Origin of the sequence: Rhodococcus qingshengii JCM 15477, from assembly GCF_023221595.1 — a bacterium.
Taxonomy (GTDB): domain Bacteria; phylum Actinomycetota; class Actinomycetes; order Mycobacteriales; family Mycobacteriaceae; genus Rhodococcus_F; species Rhodococcus_F qingshengii.
In genome coordinates this window covers 1,478,073-1,495,024 of the sequence record NZ_CP096563.1, presented here as the reverse complement: position 1 = coordinate 1,495,024, position 16,952 = coordinate 1,478,073, and the positions used below count along the sequence as shown (strand labels likewise).

Here is a 16,952-nt window from a genome sequence, read left to right as displayed (position 1 = left end):
CGACGCTGGTTCCTAGACCGCGCGGGCGCTGGTCTCCCAGTACCGCGCGCGCAGCGCCTTCTTGTCCAGCTTGCCCAGCGGTGTCAGCGGGAGTGATTCCACGAAGTCGATGCTCTTGGGAGCGTGAACCGAACCCTTGGCTGCCTTCACCTTGTCGACCAGTTCCTCGGTGTCGACGGTCAGTCCGGCACGAAGTACGACACAGGCCTTGACGGCTTCGCCCCACTTGTCGTCCGGCACACCGACTACCGCCACCGACGCGACGGACGGATGCGCCGAGATCACGTCTTCGATTTCGCGGGGGAACACGTTGAAACCACCGGTCACGATCATGTCCTTCTTGCGATCGACGATGGACATGAACCCGTCCTTGTCCTTGCGCGCGATGTCGCCGGTGTGCAGCCAACCACCCCGGAACGCCTCGGCGGTTTCGGCCGGCTTCTTCCAGTAGCCCTTCATGATCAGCGGGCCACGGACGCAGATCTCACCGAGTTCTCCCTGCGGCACCTCGTTGAGGTCGTCGTCGAGCAACCGGACGTCGAGCCACGGCACCGGACGCCCACACGTGGCGAGGCGGGCCGGATCGTCGGCGAGGTGTTCTTCCTTGCGCAGCACCGAGATAGTCATGCCGCACTCGGTCTGACCGTAGAACTGGAAGAAGATCTGACCGAACTTCTTGATGCCCTCCTGCAGTCTGGCGGGAGACATCGCGGACGCTCCGTAAAACAGCGTCTGCAAACTCGAGACGTCCCGCTTGGGCAGATCGGGGTGGTCCATGAGCATGTAGATCATGGTGGGCACCAACATGGTTGCCGTGATCTTGTGCTTCTCGATCGCTTCGAGCACAGCACCTGGCTCGAAGGCAGGCAGGACGATCAACGCACCGCCGCGCAGCAAGGTCGGGATGAAGAACGCTGCACCTGCGTGTGAGAGTGGCGTGCAGATGAGGAAGCGGTTGTCCTCGGGCCACTGCCACTCCGACATCTGGATCTGATTGAGCGCAGCACCCGAACGGAAGGATCCGACAACACCTTTGGGCTTGCCGGTCGTTCCACCGGTGTAAACCATGCTGCTGGCGTCTTCGGCGTCGACGTGCGCTGCCTTCAGCGGCGCGGGCTCGAACGTGGCAGCCAGCGCGAGGATGTCGATTCCCACCTCGGACGGCCCCATCGAGAGCACGTTGGTCAACGAGGGTGACGACGCCTTCAACTCGGCGGCACGCTCTTCGAAGGCATTGGGATCGAAGATCAGCGTCTCGATCTCGGCGTCGTCGACGATGTACTTGTGGTCGTCGAGCGATCCCATCGGGTTCAAGGCGCTCGCCCGGCAGCCGGTGATCATGGTCGCGCCCATACTGATCAGAACCTCGGGGCGATTCTTCGACAGCATCGCGGTGCTGGTGCCCTGAGTGATTCCCAAAGACGCGAGCGCCTGGGCGAAGCAGCTGATCTGATCGCGCATCTGACCGCCGGTGAGGATCACGTCGCCGAGGTACAGCGCGGGCTTGTCGTGATTGCGTTCCAGAGCGGTGATGAGCAGGTCCGGACCGTATACCGGTCGGTGCAGGTCAGCGAACTCGTCTGTCATCTGGTCTTCCTTCTGCTCGGCGCGTGCAGTCATCGAGATGTGCTCCCGGTCACGGATACGATATCCAGAATTGCACAAAACTGGAACAGGTTCCACCTCTTCGATCGAATCCGAGAATGCTCCCGATCAGCGGGAAGCCCGTCGTCACCCGCGAGAGCGGTGGTTAGCGTCGATGTACCCACCGAGACGACAGCGTCTCGGTCGCGTCCAACGGAGAGTGTCATGACTACCAACCTCGGTACCGCCCACTTCACGGCAACTGCTCCGCGTACTGCCACCACGCTCCTCTCCGATTTCGACTCGTTGTACGGCACCGTGCGCTCGGCACCCGACGGGGCCGTCGTCGAGCAGGACGTCGTGTTCTTCGGACGCCCCGATCCCGGCGCACTGCTCACCGGATCCGTGAGGGCGTTGAGTTCGACACTCGAGCGGATCACCGAATACCACGACCAGACCGGACATCTGGTGGCCGAGGTCTTCGTCCGGGAAGTCCCGACAGCGGGCACCGGAACCGATTCCGTTGCCGCCCTTGCTGATTTCGCTGCTCGTCGTTACGGCTCGGCGTCACTACGACGCTTCCGCGGACGTTCCACCGCGACTTCCACGGGAACAGATCTGCACTGCTCCGTGACAGTGCTCGCGACGTACGAGAAGGACCACGAGAGCGTGGCCGACGTAGCTCTGGTCGCCACCGATCCCGCTGGGGTCGTCACTGCCCGGGCCTGGGCGACTTACGCGATCGACGATGTGGCGACACTCGCGAGCTGAATCTCTGCAGGTCACCGAGTAGGCGTTCCATCCAGCGGGAACTGCCGTATCTCCAGCGGACGCTTCGTCGTTGTATGAGACGGATCACATCACTGGAGCGTCGCAAGACGCGGCTCGGAGGAAGACATGGCACTCGGAACCGGCCCACTCACCACTACGGACACCCCGACGCAGACGGGCGCCGGCGAGGAAATTCGAGAAATCGAAGCGGCAGCGCCTCCCGCACGGTTCGCACGTGGATGGCACTGCCTCGGACTGAGCAATACCTATCGCGACGGTCAGCCCCACCAGATCGAGGCATTCGGCACCAGCCTTGTCGTCTTCGCCGACAGCAAGGGCGACATCAAGATTCTCGACGCCTACTGCCGCCACATGGGTGGCAACCTTGCTCACGGAACCGTCAAGGGCGATTCGATCGCCTGCCCGTTCCACGACTGGCGTTGGGGCGGTAACGGAAAATGTACGGCGATCCCCTACGCACGACGCGTTCCGCCGCTGGCCAAGACGCGGGCATGGATCACTCTCGAGAAGAACGGTCAGCTGTTCGTCTGGCACGATCCCCAGGGAAATCCCCCGCCCGCCGAGGTCACGATCCCCGACATCGAGGGCTTCGGAAGCGATGAGTGGAGCGCCTGGAGCTGGAACACGCTCACCATCGAAGGCTCTCATTGCCGCGAAATCGTGGACAACGTCGTGGACATGGCCCACTTCTTCTACGTTCACTACTCGTTCCCCAAGTACTTCAAGAACATCTTCGAAGGTCATGTCGCGAGCCAGTACATGGAATCGGTGGGACGTGAGGACGTCATCAGCGGCACCAACTACGGCGATCCCAACGCTGTGCTCCGTTCGGATGCTTCATATTTCGGACCGTCGTACATGATCGACTGGATCAAGAGCGAAGCCAACGGGCAGATCATCGAGACCGTCCTGATCAACTGCCACTACCCGATCTCGAACAATGCGTTCGTCCTGCAGTACGGCGCGATGGTCAAGAAGCTACCCGGTATGGACGACGAGTCCACTGCCGCGATGGCCGCGCAGTTCACCGAGGGCGTCGAGATGGGATTCCTTCAGGACGTGGAGATCTGGAAGAACAAAGCTCCGATCGACAACCCCCTGCTCTCCGAGGAGGACGGCCCGGTTTACCAGTTGCGTCGCTGGTACAACCAGTTCTACACCGACGTCGAGAATGTCACGGAAGACATGACGAAGCGCTTCGAATTCGAGATCGACACCACCCGCGCAGTGGAGAGCTGGAAGCGGGAAGTCGCCGAAAACGTTGCCGCACGCGACGCCCAGGCACTCGAGACAACCTCCTGATCCGCAGTCGAAAACACTGCTGAGACAACCAGACTGGATGCAAGGAACAACATGACGTACGAAGTGCTCGAACAGATCAACGCGATGGCCGACGACATCTTCGCCGAAGGCATCGAGGCCGAGCGGATCGGCCGGGTGGCCGACGACACCGCCAAGAAGATGAAGGCAATCGGTTCCATCCGCATGCTGCAGCCCAAGGAGCATGGCGGCATGGAGGCGCATCCGCGCGAATTCGCCGAAACCGTCATGCGCATGGCTTCACTGAACCCGTCGGCCGGCTGGGTCCACGGGATCGTCGGAGTTCACCCGTGGCAACTCGCGTTCGCGGATCCCAAGGTGCAGCAGGAGATCTGGGGATCCGATCCCGACACCTGGATGGCATCGCCGTACATGCCCGGCGGAATGTGTATCCCCACCGACGGCGGCTACAAGTTCTCCGGTCGCTGGCAGTTCTCCTCCGGTACCGACCATTGCGACTGGGCATTCCTCGGCGCGATGGCGTGCGACAAGGACGGCAACATGGAGATGCCGCCGCGCATGCTCCATGTGATCATTCCGCGCACCGACTACGAGATCATCGAAGACTCGTGGGATGTCATGGGACTTCGCGGCACCGGCTCCAAGGATCTCGTAGTCAAGGATGCGTATGTCCCCGATTACCGCGTCATGGACTGCGACGAGGTCATCGACGGCACGGCAGTGCGCAAGTACGGGCGCACCGAGACGCTGTACCTCATGCCGTGGTCGAACATTTTCCCCCTCGGAATCACCGCCGCCACGATCGGCATCTGCGAGGGAATGCTCTTCCACGCCAACGAGTACCAAGCCGATCGCATCAACGCGCAGGGCACGGCGATCAAGGACGACCCGTACACCTTGTTCGCCATCGGTCAGGCAACCGCCGACATCCGGGCTGCGCGCGACACCCTGCTTGCCAACGTCGACCGCATGTGGGATCGAGTGGACGCTGGCAAGGAAGTGACCTTCGAGCAGCGCGCGGAGGGACGTCAGACTCAGGTACAGGCCGCCTGGCGCGCCGTCAACGCAATCGATCAGGTCTACCCACGCTGCGGTGGCAACGCATTGCGGATGGACAAGCCGCTTCAGCGATTCTGGCGCGATGCTCATGCTGGACAGCATCACGCAATTCACGTGCCGAGCACCGTTTTCCACGCCGCATCACTGAGCCGTCTCGGCGCAGACCCGCAGGGTCCGCTGCGGGCGATGATCTGATCAGACTTCGACACAAGAAATCGACAGGAAAAAGACACGATGACACGCACCGACATCAAGGGACTTGGCTACGTCAAGATCTCGACCAACGACATGGCACGTTGGCGCACTTTCGCTTTCGACGTCCTCGGCTTCGCCAAGGGCAGTGGGCCGGACGAGAACGCGCTCTACCTACGACTCGACGAGCGTGCTGCTCGCATCGTCGTCGTCGAGGGTGAGCGCGACGAGATCGTCAACATCGGTTGGGAGGTCGCCGACCACGCCGCACTGCGCCGCGTTCAAGAAGCACTCGAAAAGAACGGCACCGAGGTCGAGCAGCTTTCGCTCGCCGAAGCAGATGCTCGACGGGTCGAAGAGGTCATCGCCTTCACCGATCCCGGCGGAGCAGCCATCGAGGTCTTCCACGGAGCGATCCTCGACCACAGCCCCGTGGTGACGCCCTTCGGCGCTCGATTCGTCACCGGCTCACAGGGTCTCGGCCACGTCGTACTCCCCGTCATGGACAGTGCTGCGAGCTTCGACTTCTACACCGAGGTGCTCGGCTTCTACCCGCGCGGCGCCTTCCGCCTGCCGGCCCCGCCTGAATTCGGGCCGCTGCGAATCCGTTTCATGGGCGTCAACGAGCGTCACCACAGCTTGGCCCTGTGCCCGGCACCGCACGGCGGCGCACCCGGCCTGATTCACATCATGGTCGAGGTGGACACCCTCGACGCCGTCGGCCAGGCACTCGACCGCGTGATGAAGGACGGATTCTCCGTGTCGTCGACCCTGGGTCGTCACACCAACGACAAGATGATCTCCTTCTACGTCCGCGCACCCGGCGGCTGGGACATCGAGTTCGGCACCGAGGGCGCGAGGGTGGATCAGGACTCGTACTCCTCCGAGGAGATCACCGCTGACAGCTACTGGGGCCACGACTGGTCCGGAAGCGAACCACTGGCAGCTATGTAGTACCGCCGGTGGCGATTAATACCTGCCGGTGGCGATGTAATACCTGCCGGTGGCGATGTAATACCTGCCAGTAGTTAAACGACGAGGGGGTTTGCGCGAGCATTCGCGCAAACCCCCTCGTCGTTTCCACCGCGACGCGCCCGAAAACAGACCGGTGATCCACTTCACAAATCCGTAACTCTATGACACTATTTCTAATTGAAATAGCCAGTTCACTGGTTGTGGAGCTCTAAGAGAAGTGAGGTACACGATGACACTGCAGGCTGTGGATGCTTTAGGCGCCGATTCGGCCCCGACAGCAATTCTCGATCGCGTCTCGCTGGTTCTCGACGCCTTCGACGGTCCCGGCAGGTTGACGCTCGCTCAAGTCGTTCGGAGCACAGGCCTTCCCCGCTCGTCTGCCCACCGCATGCTCGAACGTCTCGTCTCGATGCGTTGGCTGCGTCGCGACGGCCGTGACTACGAACTCGGTATGCGCCTCGTCGAACTGGGATCGCTCGCGGTTCATCAGGACCGCCTCCACGCTGCAGCCATGCCGCTTCTCCACGAGCTCTACCGAGTCACCGGATTCGTGGTTCACCTCGGCATCCTCGACGGGCCCGATGTGGTCTACATGGAGAAGATCGGCGGACGCCTCGCCGCCGCAGTGCCGACGCGTGTCGGTGGTCGACGCCGCGCCGAGACCACTGCGATCGGTCAGGCACTGCTCGCGTTCGGTTCGCCGAAGTCCCCGGGCTACGCACTGCCCCACCTCGCCAGAATCCGCGAGTCCGGGGTGGCCTTCGAATCCGGAAACGGCCTACCGGGATTCAGCTGTCTTGCGGCACCGATCGGCCCCATCGGCCGCGCCGTCGCCGCGGTATCCATCTGCGCGCCGTCGAAGGCCCTCCGCCTCGACCACGTCAGCGCAGCGCCGGTCCGTATGGCGGCCGCTGCAATTTGGCGAGGCATCGACGGCGGATCGCTGAGCGTCACTCCGACTTTGCAACGTCGTCATCTGCTGCGCAACATGCCGACCGCAGCCGGGGCCTGACTCAGATACTCGAACCGTTGCCGGTGAGCCCGGCTTGCTCGAGCGCCAACACGTACTCCTCGACGTTCTTCCATTTGCCAGGCGTCGAGGGCAACGGTGATCCCAGTCGGTCGTGCTCGGCGACGTTCGCGAACTCGGCGGTCGCACGATCGATGTCGTCGAGCAGTTCGCGAGCAAGTTCGATCTCGGCTCGGAAGTACCGTTCCGACCATCGCAACGTCATGACCGGGAACGACCAGGCCGGCTCGTTCTCGGCATGATCTGCGTGGAGTTTCGCGCGTCGAATCTGCTCTTCGACATTGGCGATGTGGGCTTCCACCAGCGCCTTCAGTCGCTCGGGCTCGTTGAGGTGTCCCATCCACAGACGCAACATCACACCGTGCTTGAGCACCGGAACTTCCACCGGTGCCTCCCGTGACCACGTCCGGACGGCGTCGGTTCCTGACTGAGTAATGGAGTAAAGGCGCTTGCCTCGCACCCCTGGTTCGGAGACGACCCGGGACTCCACGAACCCGATGCTTTCGAGCTTCTTCAGTTCTGCGTACACCTGGCTGATGGACGGGCTCCAATAGAAGAAGCCGACACTCCAGTCAGCCCACTTCTTCAAATCGTTTCCGGTCAGCTCCTCCCCGAACGTCAGCATCCCGAGCACTGCCCAGCTGGTAGCGGGAAGTCCTCGGGACACGTCATCAGGTTCGGACATGCCCGAAGTCTAACAATCACTGGTCATTTGCTGGTTTCGTAGAATCCGAACGGACCGCTGAGCGGGATCAAATTTGCTCGAAACCCCTCCACCTGCCACTCGGTCGGTCCTGACCCGTGCCGAGAAGCCATTGCTGCCATTGAGTGGGACTGCCGCTGGATTACGGCCGCGGCGCCACACATCGTTGCTTCTGAAGCTGTTTGCAGAGTTTTGAACAAAAGATTTGAACAAGGAGACGACATGACCGTGGAAAACGCCGAGCCACCAGTTCTGGACGGACGCACACTTCGCAACGTGATGAGCAATTTCTGCACTGGCGTCACCGTAATCACCGCTCACGACGGAAATTCACCCCTCGGTTTCACCTGCCAGTCCCTGGTCTCGGTATCGCTTGATCCCCCGTTGCTCTCGTTCTGCCCGGCGAAGACGTCGACAAGTTGGCCGAAGCTTCGCGAAACGGGAACTCTCTGCATCAATGTTCTCGCCCACGATCAGCAGGACATGTGTTCGGCGTTCGCTCGCGGCGGGACGGACAAGTTCCTCGGCGTCGAGTGGGATGCCGCCGGCAACGGTGCTCCGGCGCTGAGCGGCGCGCTCGCCCGCATCGAAGCAACGGTCGAGCAGGAGCACGACGCCGGTGATCACACCATCGTCGTCGCACGCATCACCGATCTGAACGTGCTGCGCCACGACGGTCCGCTTCTGTTCTACCGCGGCGGGTTCGGACGCTTCGACGCCTGAGTGCTCAGGCTGTCCCGCTGCGTGGGAGATGCCGGCGCCGAATCGAGCCCGCACCGATAGCGTCCGAAGTAGTTGTCAGACCCTGAACTTCTCGACTGATCGGACTAACTCGATGACCACTCTCGAACCAGACACCACGGCCGCGATCACGGCGACGGTTACCACCTACCTCGACGCCGTGGCTCGCGGATCGTCAGCGGACATCGCCGCCCTCTACGCCGAGAACGCGACGCTCGAAGACCCGGTCGGCAGCGAACCCCGCGTCGGCAAGGCCGCGATCACCGAGTTCTACGGCGCTCTCGAGGGCGGTTCGCAAGAGACGGAACTGCTTACCTTGCGGGTGAGCGGATCCAGCGCGGCCTTCCACTTCCGCGTCGTCACACCGGTGGGCGATCAGGTGTACGAGGTCGAACCGATCGACGTCATGACTTTCGACGAGGACGCCAAGATCACGAGCATGCGCGCCTTCTGGTCACCGGCCGATCTGATTGCACGCTGATGCGTCAGGTCAGTTGCCGCAACTGCGGAAACCGTGTCCTCGTCGAGAAGTACAGCGAAGCGCACACCAGCGTCCAATGGCTCGAAGAGTCGCAGGAAGTGTGCCCGGAGTTGGGTCGCGCGAACAGCCGTGCCAACGCTCAGCGGACGTGTGGCGCTCTGCGCCAGACGATCAACGACCTTGCCGACGCCGGTGAGCTGGAGATGAGCCTGCGCAGCTACCCGGTGCCGGGCAAGCTGTCCTGAACGCTTCCGCGTAGCATTTCGGCGAACATGCGCGCCGATTCCAAGTCGTCGGCGTTCGGCCGCCCCTTCCGGATACCGCCGAAAGGCTTGAACGGGAGATAGGTATCCCACGCACGGGACGAGAAGGCTGCGACCACATCGAAGCCCTTCTGTTCGAGCAACTGAACCAGTGGACGCGAGAAGCGATGAATCCCCTTGTCAGGAAATCCACTGGTGGCGAAGACAAAAGCCTTGGATCGCCGTTCTTCGGGGAGTGCCTCGACGAACGAGCGTAAATCTGCGTGGTACGAGCGTAGGTAGATGCCGGAGCCGAACCCCACCAGGTCGTAGTCGGCGAGCTGCGCGGCGTCGATGTCACCGGGCTCGACCACGCGAGCATCGAGAACTTCTCCGATGACATCGGCGATCAGCTTCGTATTGCCATGGGAGACAGAGGTACACACGATGATTGCTTTCATCGGCTGAGTTCTCTCATTTTGGACATACGCATCCCTCCGCCTGGTTTGTCACTGACAGTTCCAGGATAGAGGCCCCGGCGAAGCTACGGAGAAGGGTGGCGATGGGGAATGATGCCGGTATGTCAGCAAGGTTGAAGGGACGAAGACGTGCGGTGAACGCGCTGCTCGTCGACGTCGAACGATGGGCCGCTGAGCACGATGACGTCAAAGCTGTAGCGCTGGTCGGGTCCTACGCGCGCGGCGCGGAGCGTATGGCGAGTGATCTTGATCTGATGATCCTGGCCGACGACGCGAACGCGCTCGCAAATGAAGACTGGTTCGACCGGCTCCGCCCCGACGCGCGATTCATCAGAGCCGCCAACTGGGGGCCAGTCCGAGAACGACGCTTCCGCCTACGGTCCGGTCTTCTCGTCGAACTGAATTTCGCGAGCGAGAGCTGGGCCGACCTTCCGCTCGACGCGGGCACTCGACGCGTCCTCGAAGACGGCCACCGAATCCTGTACGACACCGGGCCTCTTCGCGTCGCTACGAGCGCGGGAAGAACTGCTCGATGAGCACCAAGACGGTCTTCGAGACCTTGGCCGCCGAAATAAACGCGCTGCGCGGCTCTCCCGTCGTCGCGATCGACGGCGTCGACGGGAGCGGCAAGACGACATTCACGAAAAGTCTTGCAGCACAGCTGAATGAACGCCCCGCCATTGTGATTCACGTCGACGACTTCCTCAATCCGCCGGAGATTCGCCATCGCAGAGGTCGGCTGTCACCGGAAGGCTTCTGGCTCGACAGCTACGACTACGACGCCCTCGAGCGTCATGTTCTCGCCCCTCTGAGACCGGGAGGTAACCGCGAGTACCGACCACGACGGGACAGCGACGCGTACTTGCATGCAGCCGACGGAGCCGTGGTCCTCGTCGAGGGACTCTTTCTGCATCGGGACGAATTTGCTTCCCGATGGGACTATTCGATCTTTCTCGACGTGCCCTTCGAGATCACCGCCGAGCGAATGAACCTTCGCGACGGAACGAAGGCGGATCCGGAACACCCGTCGATGAACCGTTATGTCGGCGGCCAACGTCTGTACTTCGCGGCTGCAGAGCCCTGGACCCGCGCGGACAGTGTCATCGACAATTCAGACCCGAAACTGCCTCGAATCACGACACATGCCGCCCACTAGAGTTGGCAGTCCGCATCGCCGGCCCCGCGTTTCATCGGTGCGCTGTGGATGTGAATTGGAAGGTTGCGGCATCCACGATCTCAGCGGGCGTGATGTCGATTTCGCCGTTGAGCCAGGCCGTCACCAATTCGGCCAGGCCGCCCACGAACAGTAATCCGTTGATCTCACCCTGATGGGGAGGCCAAGCTCGATCGCCGTACAAGAGCGCAGCCTCGTCGGCCACCATCTGCGCGAACCCACGCAGCGCCCCCCGCCGGTGAGTGCGCAGCGGCTCGTAAGCCACCGACTCGACCATCGCGACACGCCCTTTTCGAGGATCGTCCGTCAGGATGTTGACGAACGAAGCAATGGCGCTCCGCACGCGCTCCTCCCGTGTCCCCTCGGTCGTTCGGAGTGCAGCCATTCCGGCCACGCGCACCTCGTCGACGATTCCGTCGAAAACCTGCTGGAGGAGTTCGTCCCTGCTGGTGAAACTCTCGTAGAAATATCGCTCTGTCAGCTTGGCATGCGCACAGATGGCGGTCATGGTGGCACCCTGCCTGCCCGCGGCCGCAAACACGTCCAGTCCTGCTGCAAGCAAGCTTTCACGCCGAAGCGCGGCCCGCTGCTCACCACTCAGACCGGCATATCGACGGGGCGTGGGAGAAGCCATGAGTCGATCTTGACAGACGACGCGACTGTGACGCAGACTACCCCCATCTGACAGGCGCCACTGTCAGATGCAAACGGAAGGCAGGTACGTGATGTCGAAAATCCTGGCCGCTCCACCCATCCGGTCGCAGTTGCGTCCCATCTCAGGCAACTCGGGACTACCCGGAATAGGGCAAACTTTCGAATACATCCGCGACCCTCTCGCTCTGATGCAAAAACGCTGGGATCGTTATGGCGAAGTCTCGTGGTTCTCGATGGCCGGTAGACGGTGGGTCGCAGCCCTCGGGCCCGACGCATGCCAAGAAGTTCTCCAGAACAAAGACCGCGCTTTTGTCAACAGCGACGGGTGGTCAGTGCTCATCGGTCCCTTCTTTCACGGGGGTCTGATGCTTCTCGACTCCGAAGAGCACCTACGACAACGACGCATCATGCAACAAGCATTCACGAGATCGCGTCTCGAAAAGACCGTGGACGTGCTGAATCCCGCGATCGCCTCCGCGCTCGACGCCTGGACTCCGTCCGATGGGTTCCGCGCCTACACCGCCCTCAAAGCTCTCACACTCAACCTGGCGACCGACATCTTCATGGGCGGCGCGGAAGGGACCACTGAAAGCGAAATCGACTCTGTGAAAAAAGCTTTCGTCGATTGCGTGCAAGCTGCAACCTCGGTGATCCGTTATCGAGTTCCCGGCACCAGATGGAAGCGCGGCCTCGACGGGCGCCGAACCCTCGAAAACTTCTTCCGCCGCTACCTACCTGCGCGCCGTTCACGCGAAACCGACGACCTGTTTTCCGTTCTCTGTCACATCGAATCAGACACCGGACAGCGCTTCAGCGACGGCGAGGTGATCGATCACATGATCTTCCTGCTGATGGCCGCACATGACACCTCCACCATCACCATCTCGACAATGATGCAATATCTCGGCCAGAATCCTCAGTGGCAGAACAGATGTCGGGCGGAATCACTCGCACTGAGTACGTCGACGCCGAGCTATGCCGAACTCGACCAACTCGCCGGCTTGGACCTGGTGATGAAAGAATGCCTCCGACTCGTCGCTCCCGTGCCGGTCATGGCTCGCCGAGCGGTGTGTGACACCCAGATACAGGACCACTTCGTACCCGCTGGGACCTACGTGTCAGTGGTGCCACATTTCACTCACCACATGCCGCAGTACTGGCCCGACCCCGAACATTTCGATCCCGAACGTTTCGCGGACCACCGACGTGAAGACAAGGTGCACCGGTATGCCTGGGAACCGTTCGGTGGAGGCGTGCACAAATGCCTCGGCATGCACTTCGCCGGCGTCGAAATCAAAGCGATCATGCACCACCTGCTCACACGCTTCGATTGGCAGGTCGCGCCCGGCTACACCGCCCCTCTCAACTACATGTCCTTGCCGTTCCCCTCCGACGGACAGCCGATCGATCTGAAACCACTCACGACTTCTCATGACCGGTAGCGACCGAACAGACGTCAAGATCAACTCGCACATGACTACCGGCACAGACGCTTTCGAAATCCAGAGGAAAACATGAGCACTCGGCCCGCCCGAAACCGGCATGCACGCGCTGCTCCGAAACCAGAGGTCGTCTCAGCGGCGGAGTTCCTACTCGCAGAATCCGACGCCCATGTCTTCCGTCGCCGCTATCTCGAACTGCTCACCCACACCACAGCACCGGATGGCGCAACCGTCACGGACTACACGGTCGCCGAAAGGTATCTACTCAACTCTGCAGCAAAGAGACGTGCTGCGCGGCGCCCGGCCACTCCTTAGCCACGATCGCCGGTCGGGCAGCGCTCGCGGCGAACGTCGAGAACATCGGTACGGGGTTCACGAATTCGTCTTGGGGTAACGACGAAGAATAGAGTGCGCTGCCTGGGTGACGGTGGTGCGATCGTAGGTTTGCACGAAGTCGAAGGTCCGCTCGAGATCTGGACCGTTGTCATGAAGATCTCGCGCCGACAGCATCGCCGCATGGTGTGGTCCCAGAGTGACGACCGTCCACTCGTTGACGAGATCATCACCCGGGTCGAGCGGTGCATGTTGAACTTTACCGTCGAGCATCACGGACAGTCCGACACCGTACACACCGGCAAACCCTACGGTATCGGCGAGGTGACGCCACCGTGCTGTTGTGGATGCGGTGAAATGCTCGGCTTGTTGAAAGGTGCCCAGAACAAGCATCGAGGAACCCGATGTGGCGGCTTGCGCTTCGAGAGACTTACTCAGTTGGATCAACAGACGCTTGGTACCGCGCCGGATCCGGCTGTGAGCAGACACGATCGAGTAGGGAGTGCCCACCTCGGGGATTGGATCACTCCACACCGGACTGTCGGGCATCGCGACGACCGGTTCGGACAACAGTGAACTCGGATCGTCGACTGCGGGATACAACTCACCCGTTCCGTATGTGGCTCCGATGGTGATTGCGGCAAGACGGGACGATTCCGAGTCGACACCCTCGGCAAGGATAATCGCGTTCGATCGCTCGACGTAGGCGCCGAGCGCGTGCACCGTCGTTCCCACTTCGAAATATGCTGCCTTGGAAAGCAATTCAGCGGAAGTGATAATGATGTCGGGTTCGACCAAAGACAGAAGTGTCGCCGAGTGCCTGTCGATGCCGACACCGTCGAGTGCAATCAGACGACCGCCCGCGCGGGCTTCTCTGATCACTGCCAGAGAGTTGTGGGGATCGGTAAGCACCGATGCGCTGTCAACCGTGATGACGATCCGTTGCAGATTTCTCGTCGCTCCTTCGATACCAGGAGCGTTCAGAGCTGCTCGGGAAGCCGAGTCGACTGCCACCAGCAACGGCAGGCGATCCGCGACGGTGCATGCGAGTGCAGTACGGGACATGGCCAGTTTGTGACTGTCGAATTCCGAGCGTTGCTGCATCAATTGCGAGGCGCGACGGAGGGCATGCGCCGAACACAGAGAGGAATTGTCAGGCCCACGCAATTGCAACTCGGCGCCTGCAAGTGCGTGGTCGTCGAGGCGGCGTATCGGTGCGAACTGCATGCTTACTTCCAGACCAATCACATCGGAGAACTGGGTGATCGGAGAATTCGACGATGTCGAACCGTTGCTGGTGTCATACGCCATGGTGTGGCTCTTCACTACGAGTCGGGACCACCAAGCGTTCATGCGGCCGGACGCGTCGATGGCAGCGCCGGCTGCTCGACACCGAACGAGACTACCGCAAATCTCGGCGCAACCCGGTGACGACAACCTGATCCCGCGCCGCAAAGTGCACATCGACACGCAGATCAGACCAGATACCAAGTCAACGCGTATCGAGCACTGCTCACTTCACATCGTTCGTGGGAGTTGTTTCCGGCTCAAGCACCGAGAGCATCAGCAGTCGACGTGGCATCGCCCGCAATGAGTTCGGAGGCGCCGAGAGCCTGAAAGATCATGGAGACCGCTCGCGTCGGGGCAAACAAGCGAATGCGGTTGTTGCCACGCCCCGCAGCATCGACAACGGCATTCGCCACTCCGGACGACATGAAGGTCACGCCGGAGAGATCGACGTGAATATCGGTTCCGACCAGGAGAAGTCGGTCGAGCGCGTGCACCAATTCCACCCGCTGACCCATGTCCAATTCTCCGGCAAGTCTCAGTACCGCATACGAAGGGGTGTAGCTTTCCACGTCGATACTGTACCGATGCCCTTCTCGGCCGGCGCTGTCAAAGAGATCGAGAACATTTGCAGCTGAAGAACGTTCGTTGATCGTAGTCATGAAAGCCTCTTGTCTGGACTCGGCGTGCCCCACCGCTCGAATCAGCGATGAATCACTGTGCGTCGGATAACCAACCGTGTCGGTCACTGCGTTCCAGACGAACTCTGCCACCGGCAGGTTTCGCCGACACAACCACATCTATAACGCTAGGGTCTCGAAAACGTCACAGCGCGATATCGCACTTTTGGCGCCACCCCCGACGCACTGAACCGCTACCTCGCCTGGCCCCCGACGTGCCTGCGGGGCGACGTCTCTGCGGCGTCGACCACTGGCTTTCTCGCTCATCGGGAAGGTGGGTTCGCCGCACCACCATTCCGCAATACCTTCTGTGACATGGATAACATTGTCGACGTACTCGTCATCGGATCGGGCGCTGCCGGATCGGCCGCAGCGCTCCAAGCGCACGCCGACGGCGCATCGGTCGTGATTCTGGAAAAGAGCGGACCTGATTCCGCGGGGGGCAACACTCGACTGTCCGGCAGTGGATGGTTCGTCAACCAGGACCCCGCTGCCGCCCGAACCTTCCTGCGTTCGTTGAACGGGGAGTTCCCCGTTGCCGAGGACGTCATCGATGCCTGGGCCGAGAACACTCACGGACTGTCCGACTGGATCCGCAGTCTGGGTGCAACTGTAGCGATGACCGGCGATTTCCATTCCGCGGCAGAGTTCGCCGAACTTGACGGAAGTTCTTGTTACGCAGGGATGGACACCGTCGAAGGGAAGATGGGCAATGAACTTCTCTACCGGTTCCTCGTCTCCGCTCTCGCTGAACGCGGCGTCACAACACTATTCGACACCGAAGCCACCGGACTGCTGACGGATGAATCCGGAGCGGTGACCGGAGTCGAGATCCGTTCGGGTGAAAAGACTTCGCAGATCCAGGCACGCCGGGGCGTCATCCTTGCCACCGGAGGATTCGAAGCAAATCCGACGATGGTGCGCGACTACTTGCGTCTGGAGAATCCGAAGATCTGGGGCTCACCATCGGCAACCGGCGACGGTCACCGCATGGCACAGGCCGTGGGCGCCGATCTGTGGCACATGAACAACATGATGACCATTACGGGAATTCCCGGCGACCTCGAAAATCCGACTGGATTCTTCCTCGCACTGTGGAACGCGCACAACTATGTGTTCCTCAGCCGGGAAGGTAGACGCTTCACCGACGAGTCAGCCGAAATGCGGCATGGTCATGTGTTCAGAGAGGGTTCCTACCAACACTTTCCGGTGCAACCGATGAACGTCGTCTTCGACGAGACGATGAGGTTGGCCGGACAGCTGAGCCCCGGCCGCGACGCACTGCCCGTCGGCCACAGGGTTCTCGACGAAGGGTACGAGTGGAGCTCGGACAATCAAGCCGAGATCGACAAGGGATGGATCCTCAAGGCGGACACGCTCGCCGAACTCGCCGAGAAACTCGGACTGGACCCAACAGTCGTGGAAACGAGCGTGCGACGCTACAACGAGGCGTGCGCGGACGGCATCGACCATTCGTTCGGCCGCAATCCCGAAACTTTGGCCCCGGTGGCTACCGCTCCGTTCTACGCCGTCTCCGGGTCGCCACTGCTGGGATGGAGTAGCGGTGGGCCGCGCCGCGACGGTCATTCCCGCGTACTCGATACTGCCCGCAATCCAATTCCTGGCCTCTACGCCGCGGGCGCGGTCAGTTCCACCTACAGCGCGGCGAAGGACGGCGGATTCCACATTGCCGACGCCTTCGCATTCGGCCGTGTCGCCGGGGCCCATGCCGCCGCGCGTAAAGCTTGATATCGCCGGCCTTTCGACTGACTAGCCACGCACGATTACGTGGCTGGTCAGTTGTGGTCGATCGTCACGCAGAT

19 protein-coding genes are annotated in these 16,952 nt (G+C 61.5%); 13 read left to right on the top strand and 6 right to left on the bottom strand.

Annotation, left to right across the window (positions count from 1 at the left end):
- Positions 1 to 12: 12 nt before the first annotated feature.
- A complete protein-coding gene (locus M0639_RS06855) occupies positions 13 to 1,587 on the bottom strand; it encodes an AMP-binding protein (protein WP_039972740.1) in 1,575 nt (524 codons plus the stop codon).
- 222 nt (positions 1,588 to 1,809) lie between these two features.
- Between M0639_RS06855 and M0639_RS06850 the strand changes: the two genes are divergently transcribed.
- The 5 genes from M0639_RS06850 to M0639_RS06830 all read left to right on the top strand — a co-directional run bounded on the left by M0639_RS06850 (position 1,810) and on the right by M0639_RS06830 (position 6,895).
- On the top strand, positions 1,810 to 2,355 hold the full coding sequence (locus M0639_RS06850) for a hypothetical protein (protein WP_064074640.1): 546 nt from the start codon (positions 1,810 to 1,812) through the stop codon (positions 2,353 to 2,355).
- 126 nt (positions 2,356 to 2,481) lie between these two features.
- Complete coding sequence (locus tag M0639_RS06845; protein WP_058038551.1) at positions 2,482 to 3,678, top strand: 3-ketosteroid-9-alpha-monooxygenase, oxygenase component; 1,197 nt, start codon at positions 2,482 to 2,484, stop codon at positions 3,676 to 3,678.
- 51 nt (positions 3,679 to 3,729) lie between these two features.
- A complete protein-coding gene (locus M0639_RS06840; RefSeq protein WP_003944352.1) occupies positions 3,730 to 4,911 on the top strand; it encodes an acyl-CoA dehydrogenase family protein in 1,182 nt (393 codons plus the stop codon).
- Positions 4,912 to 4,950: 39 nt separating this feature from the next.
- Positions 4,951 to 5,862 carry a biphenyl-2,3-diol 1,2-dioxygenase gene (gene bphC / locus M0639_RS06835; RefSeq protein ID WP_007726736.1) on the top strand — a complete coding sequence of 304 codons (912 nt, stop codon included), beginning with the start codon at positions 4,951 to 4,953 and terminating at the stop codon, positions 5,860 to 5,862.
- A 250-nt stretch (positions 5,863 to 6,112) separates the two neighbouring features.
- Positions 6,113 to 6,895, top strand: a complete 783-nt coding sequence (locus M0639_RS06830; protein WP_207624488.1) for an IclR family transcriptional regulator — start codon at positions 6,113 to 6,115, stop codon at positions 6,893 to 6,895.
- A gap of 1 nt (position 6,896) precedes the next feature.
- On the opposite strand, the gene M0639_RS06825 is transcribed toward M0639_RS06830, so the two are convergent.
- Positions 6,897 to 7,598, bottom strand: coding sequence for a PadR family transcriptional regulator (locus tag M0639_RS06825; RefSeq protein WP_003944324.1), 702 nt, complete (start codon positions 7,596 to 7,598; stop codon positions 6,897 to 6,899).
- Between the two features lie 240 nt (positions 7,599 to 7,838).
- Between M0639_RS06825 and M0639_RS06820 the strand changes: the two genes are divergently transcribed.
- The 3 genes from M0639_RS06820 (at position 7,839) to M0639_RS06810 (ending at position 9,083) form a co-directional block, all read left to right on the top strand.
- Positions 7,839 to 8,339, top strand: coding sequence for a flavin reductase family protein (locus M0639_RS06820; protein WP_007726733.1), 501 nt, complete (start codon positions 7,839 to 7,841; stop codon positions 8,337 to 8,339).
- A 112-nt stretch (positions 8,340 to 8,451) separates the two neighbouring features.
- Complete coding sequence (locus M0639_RS06815; RefSeq protein ID WP_003944423.1) at positions 8,452 to 8,838, top strand: nuclear transport factor 2 family protein; 387 nt, start codon at positions 8,452 to 8,454, stop codon at positions 8,836 to 8,838.
- Entirely contained in the window at positions 8,838 to 9,083 is a 246-nt protein-coding gene (locus M0639_RS06810) for a hypothetical protein (RefSeq protein ID WP_007726731.1), read from the top strand. Before M0639_RS06815 ends, M0639_RS06810 begins: the two co-directional genes overlap by 1 nt.
- Here M0639_RS06810 and M0639_RS06805 read toward each other — a convergent pair.
- Complete coding sequence (locus M0639_RS06805; protein ID WP_003944338.1) at positions 9,056 to 9,541, bottom strand: flavodoxin family protein; 486 nt, start codon at positions 9,539 to 9,541, stop codon at positions 9,056 to 9,058. The genes M0639_RS06810 and M0639_RS06805 overlap by 28 nt on opposite strands.
- Before the next feature lie 119 nt (positions 9,542 to 9,660).
- On the opposite strand from M0639_RS06805, the gene M0639_RS06800 reads away from it, so the two are divergent.
- Together M0639_RS06800 and M0639_RS06795 are read left to right on the top strand one after the other, a co-directional pair.
- Positions 9,661 to 10,095, top strand: coding sequence for a nucleotidyltransferase domain-containing protein (locus tag M0639_RS06800; RefSeq protein ID WP_037131485.1), 435 nt, complete (start codon positions 9,661 to 9,663; stop codon positions 10,093 to 10,095).
- The gene (locus M0639_RS06795) at positions 10,092 to 10,715 is read left to right on the top strand and encodes an AAA family ATPase (RefSeq protein WP_064074639.1); all 624 of its coding nucleotides are present in this window, start codon (positions 10,092 to 10,094) and stop codon (positions 10,713 to 10,715) included. The genes M0639_RS06800 and M0639_RS06795 overlap by 4 nt, the downstream gene beginning before the upstream one ends.
- Positions 10,716 to 10,746: 31 nt before the next feature.
- Here the strand turns inward: M0639_RS06795 and M0639_RS06790 are convergent, their stop codons facing one another.
- Positions 10,747 to 11,367: a TetR/AcrR family transcriptional regulator gene (locus tag M0639_RS06790; RefSeq protein ID WP_042452208.1), complete on the bottom strand. Its 621-nt coding sequence runs from the start codon at positions 11,365 to 11,367 to the stop codon at positions 10,747 to 10,749.
- A gap of 91 nt (positions 11,368 to 11,458) precedes the next feature.
- Here M0639_RS06790 and M0639_RS06785 point away from each other — a divergent pair, with 91 nt between their 5' ends.
- Complete coding sequence (locus M0639_RS06785; protein WP_080726744.1) at positions 11,459 to 12,829, top strand: cytochrome P450; 1,371 nt, start codon at positions 11,459 to 11,461, stop codon at positions 12,827 to 12,829.
- A 72-nt stretch (positions 12,830 to 12,901) separates the two neighbouring features.
- On the top strand, positions 12,902 to 13,144 hold the full coding sequence (locus M0639_RS06780; RefSeq protein ID WP_003944403.1) for a hypothetical protein: 243 nt from the start codon (positions 12,902 to 12,904) through the stop codon (positions 13,142 to 13,144).
- A 57-nt stretch (positions 13,145 to 13,201) separates the two neighbouring features.
- Here M0639_RS06780 and M0639_RS06775 read toward each other — a convergent pair whose 3' ends face one another.
- Together M0639_RS06775 and M0639_RS06770 are read right to left on the bottom strand one after the other, a co-directional pair.
- Positions 13,202 to 14,473 carry an EAL domain-containing protein gene (locus M0639_RS06775; protein ID WP_080726745.1) on the bottom strand — a complete coding sequence of 424 codons (1,272 nt, stop codon included), beginning with the start codon at positions 14,471 to 14,473 and terminating at the stop codon, positions 13,202 to 13,204.
- 236 nt (positions 14,474 to 14,709) lie between these two features.
- Positions 14,710 to 15,021 (bottom strand): STAS domain-containing protein, encoded by a 312-nt coding sequence (locus M0639_RS06770; protein ID WP_228232503.1) that lies wholly within the window; start codon positions 15,019 to 15,021, stop codon positions 14,710 to 14,712.
- Positions 15,022 to 15,444: 423 nt separating this feature from the next.
- Here M0639_RS06770 and M0639_RS06765 point away from each other — a divergent pair, with 423 nt between their 5' ends.
- Positions 15,445 to 16,878, top strand: a complete 1,434-nt coding sequence (locus M0639_RS06765) for an FAD-dependent oxidoreductase (RefSeq protein ID WP_054187130.1) — start codon at positions 15,445 to 15,447, stop codon at positions 16,876 to 16,878.
- The last annotated feature ends 74 nt before the right edge of the window (positions 16,879 to 16,952 follow it).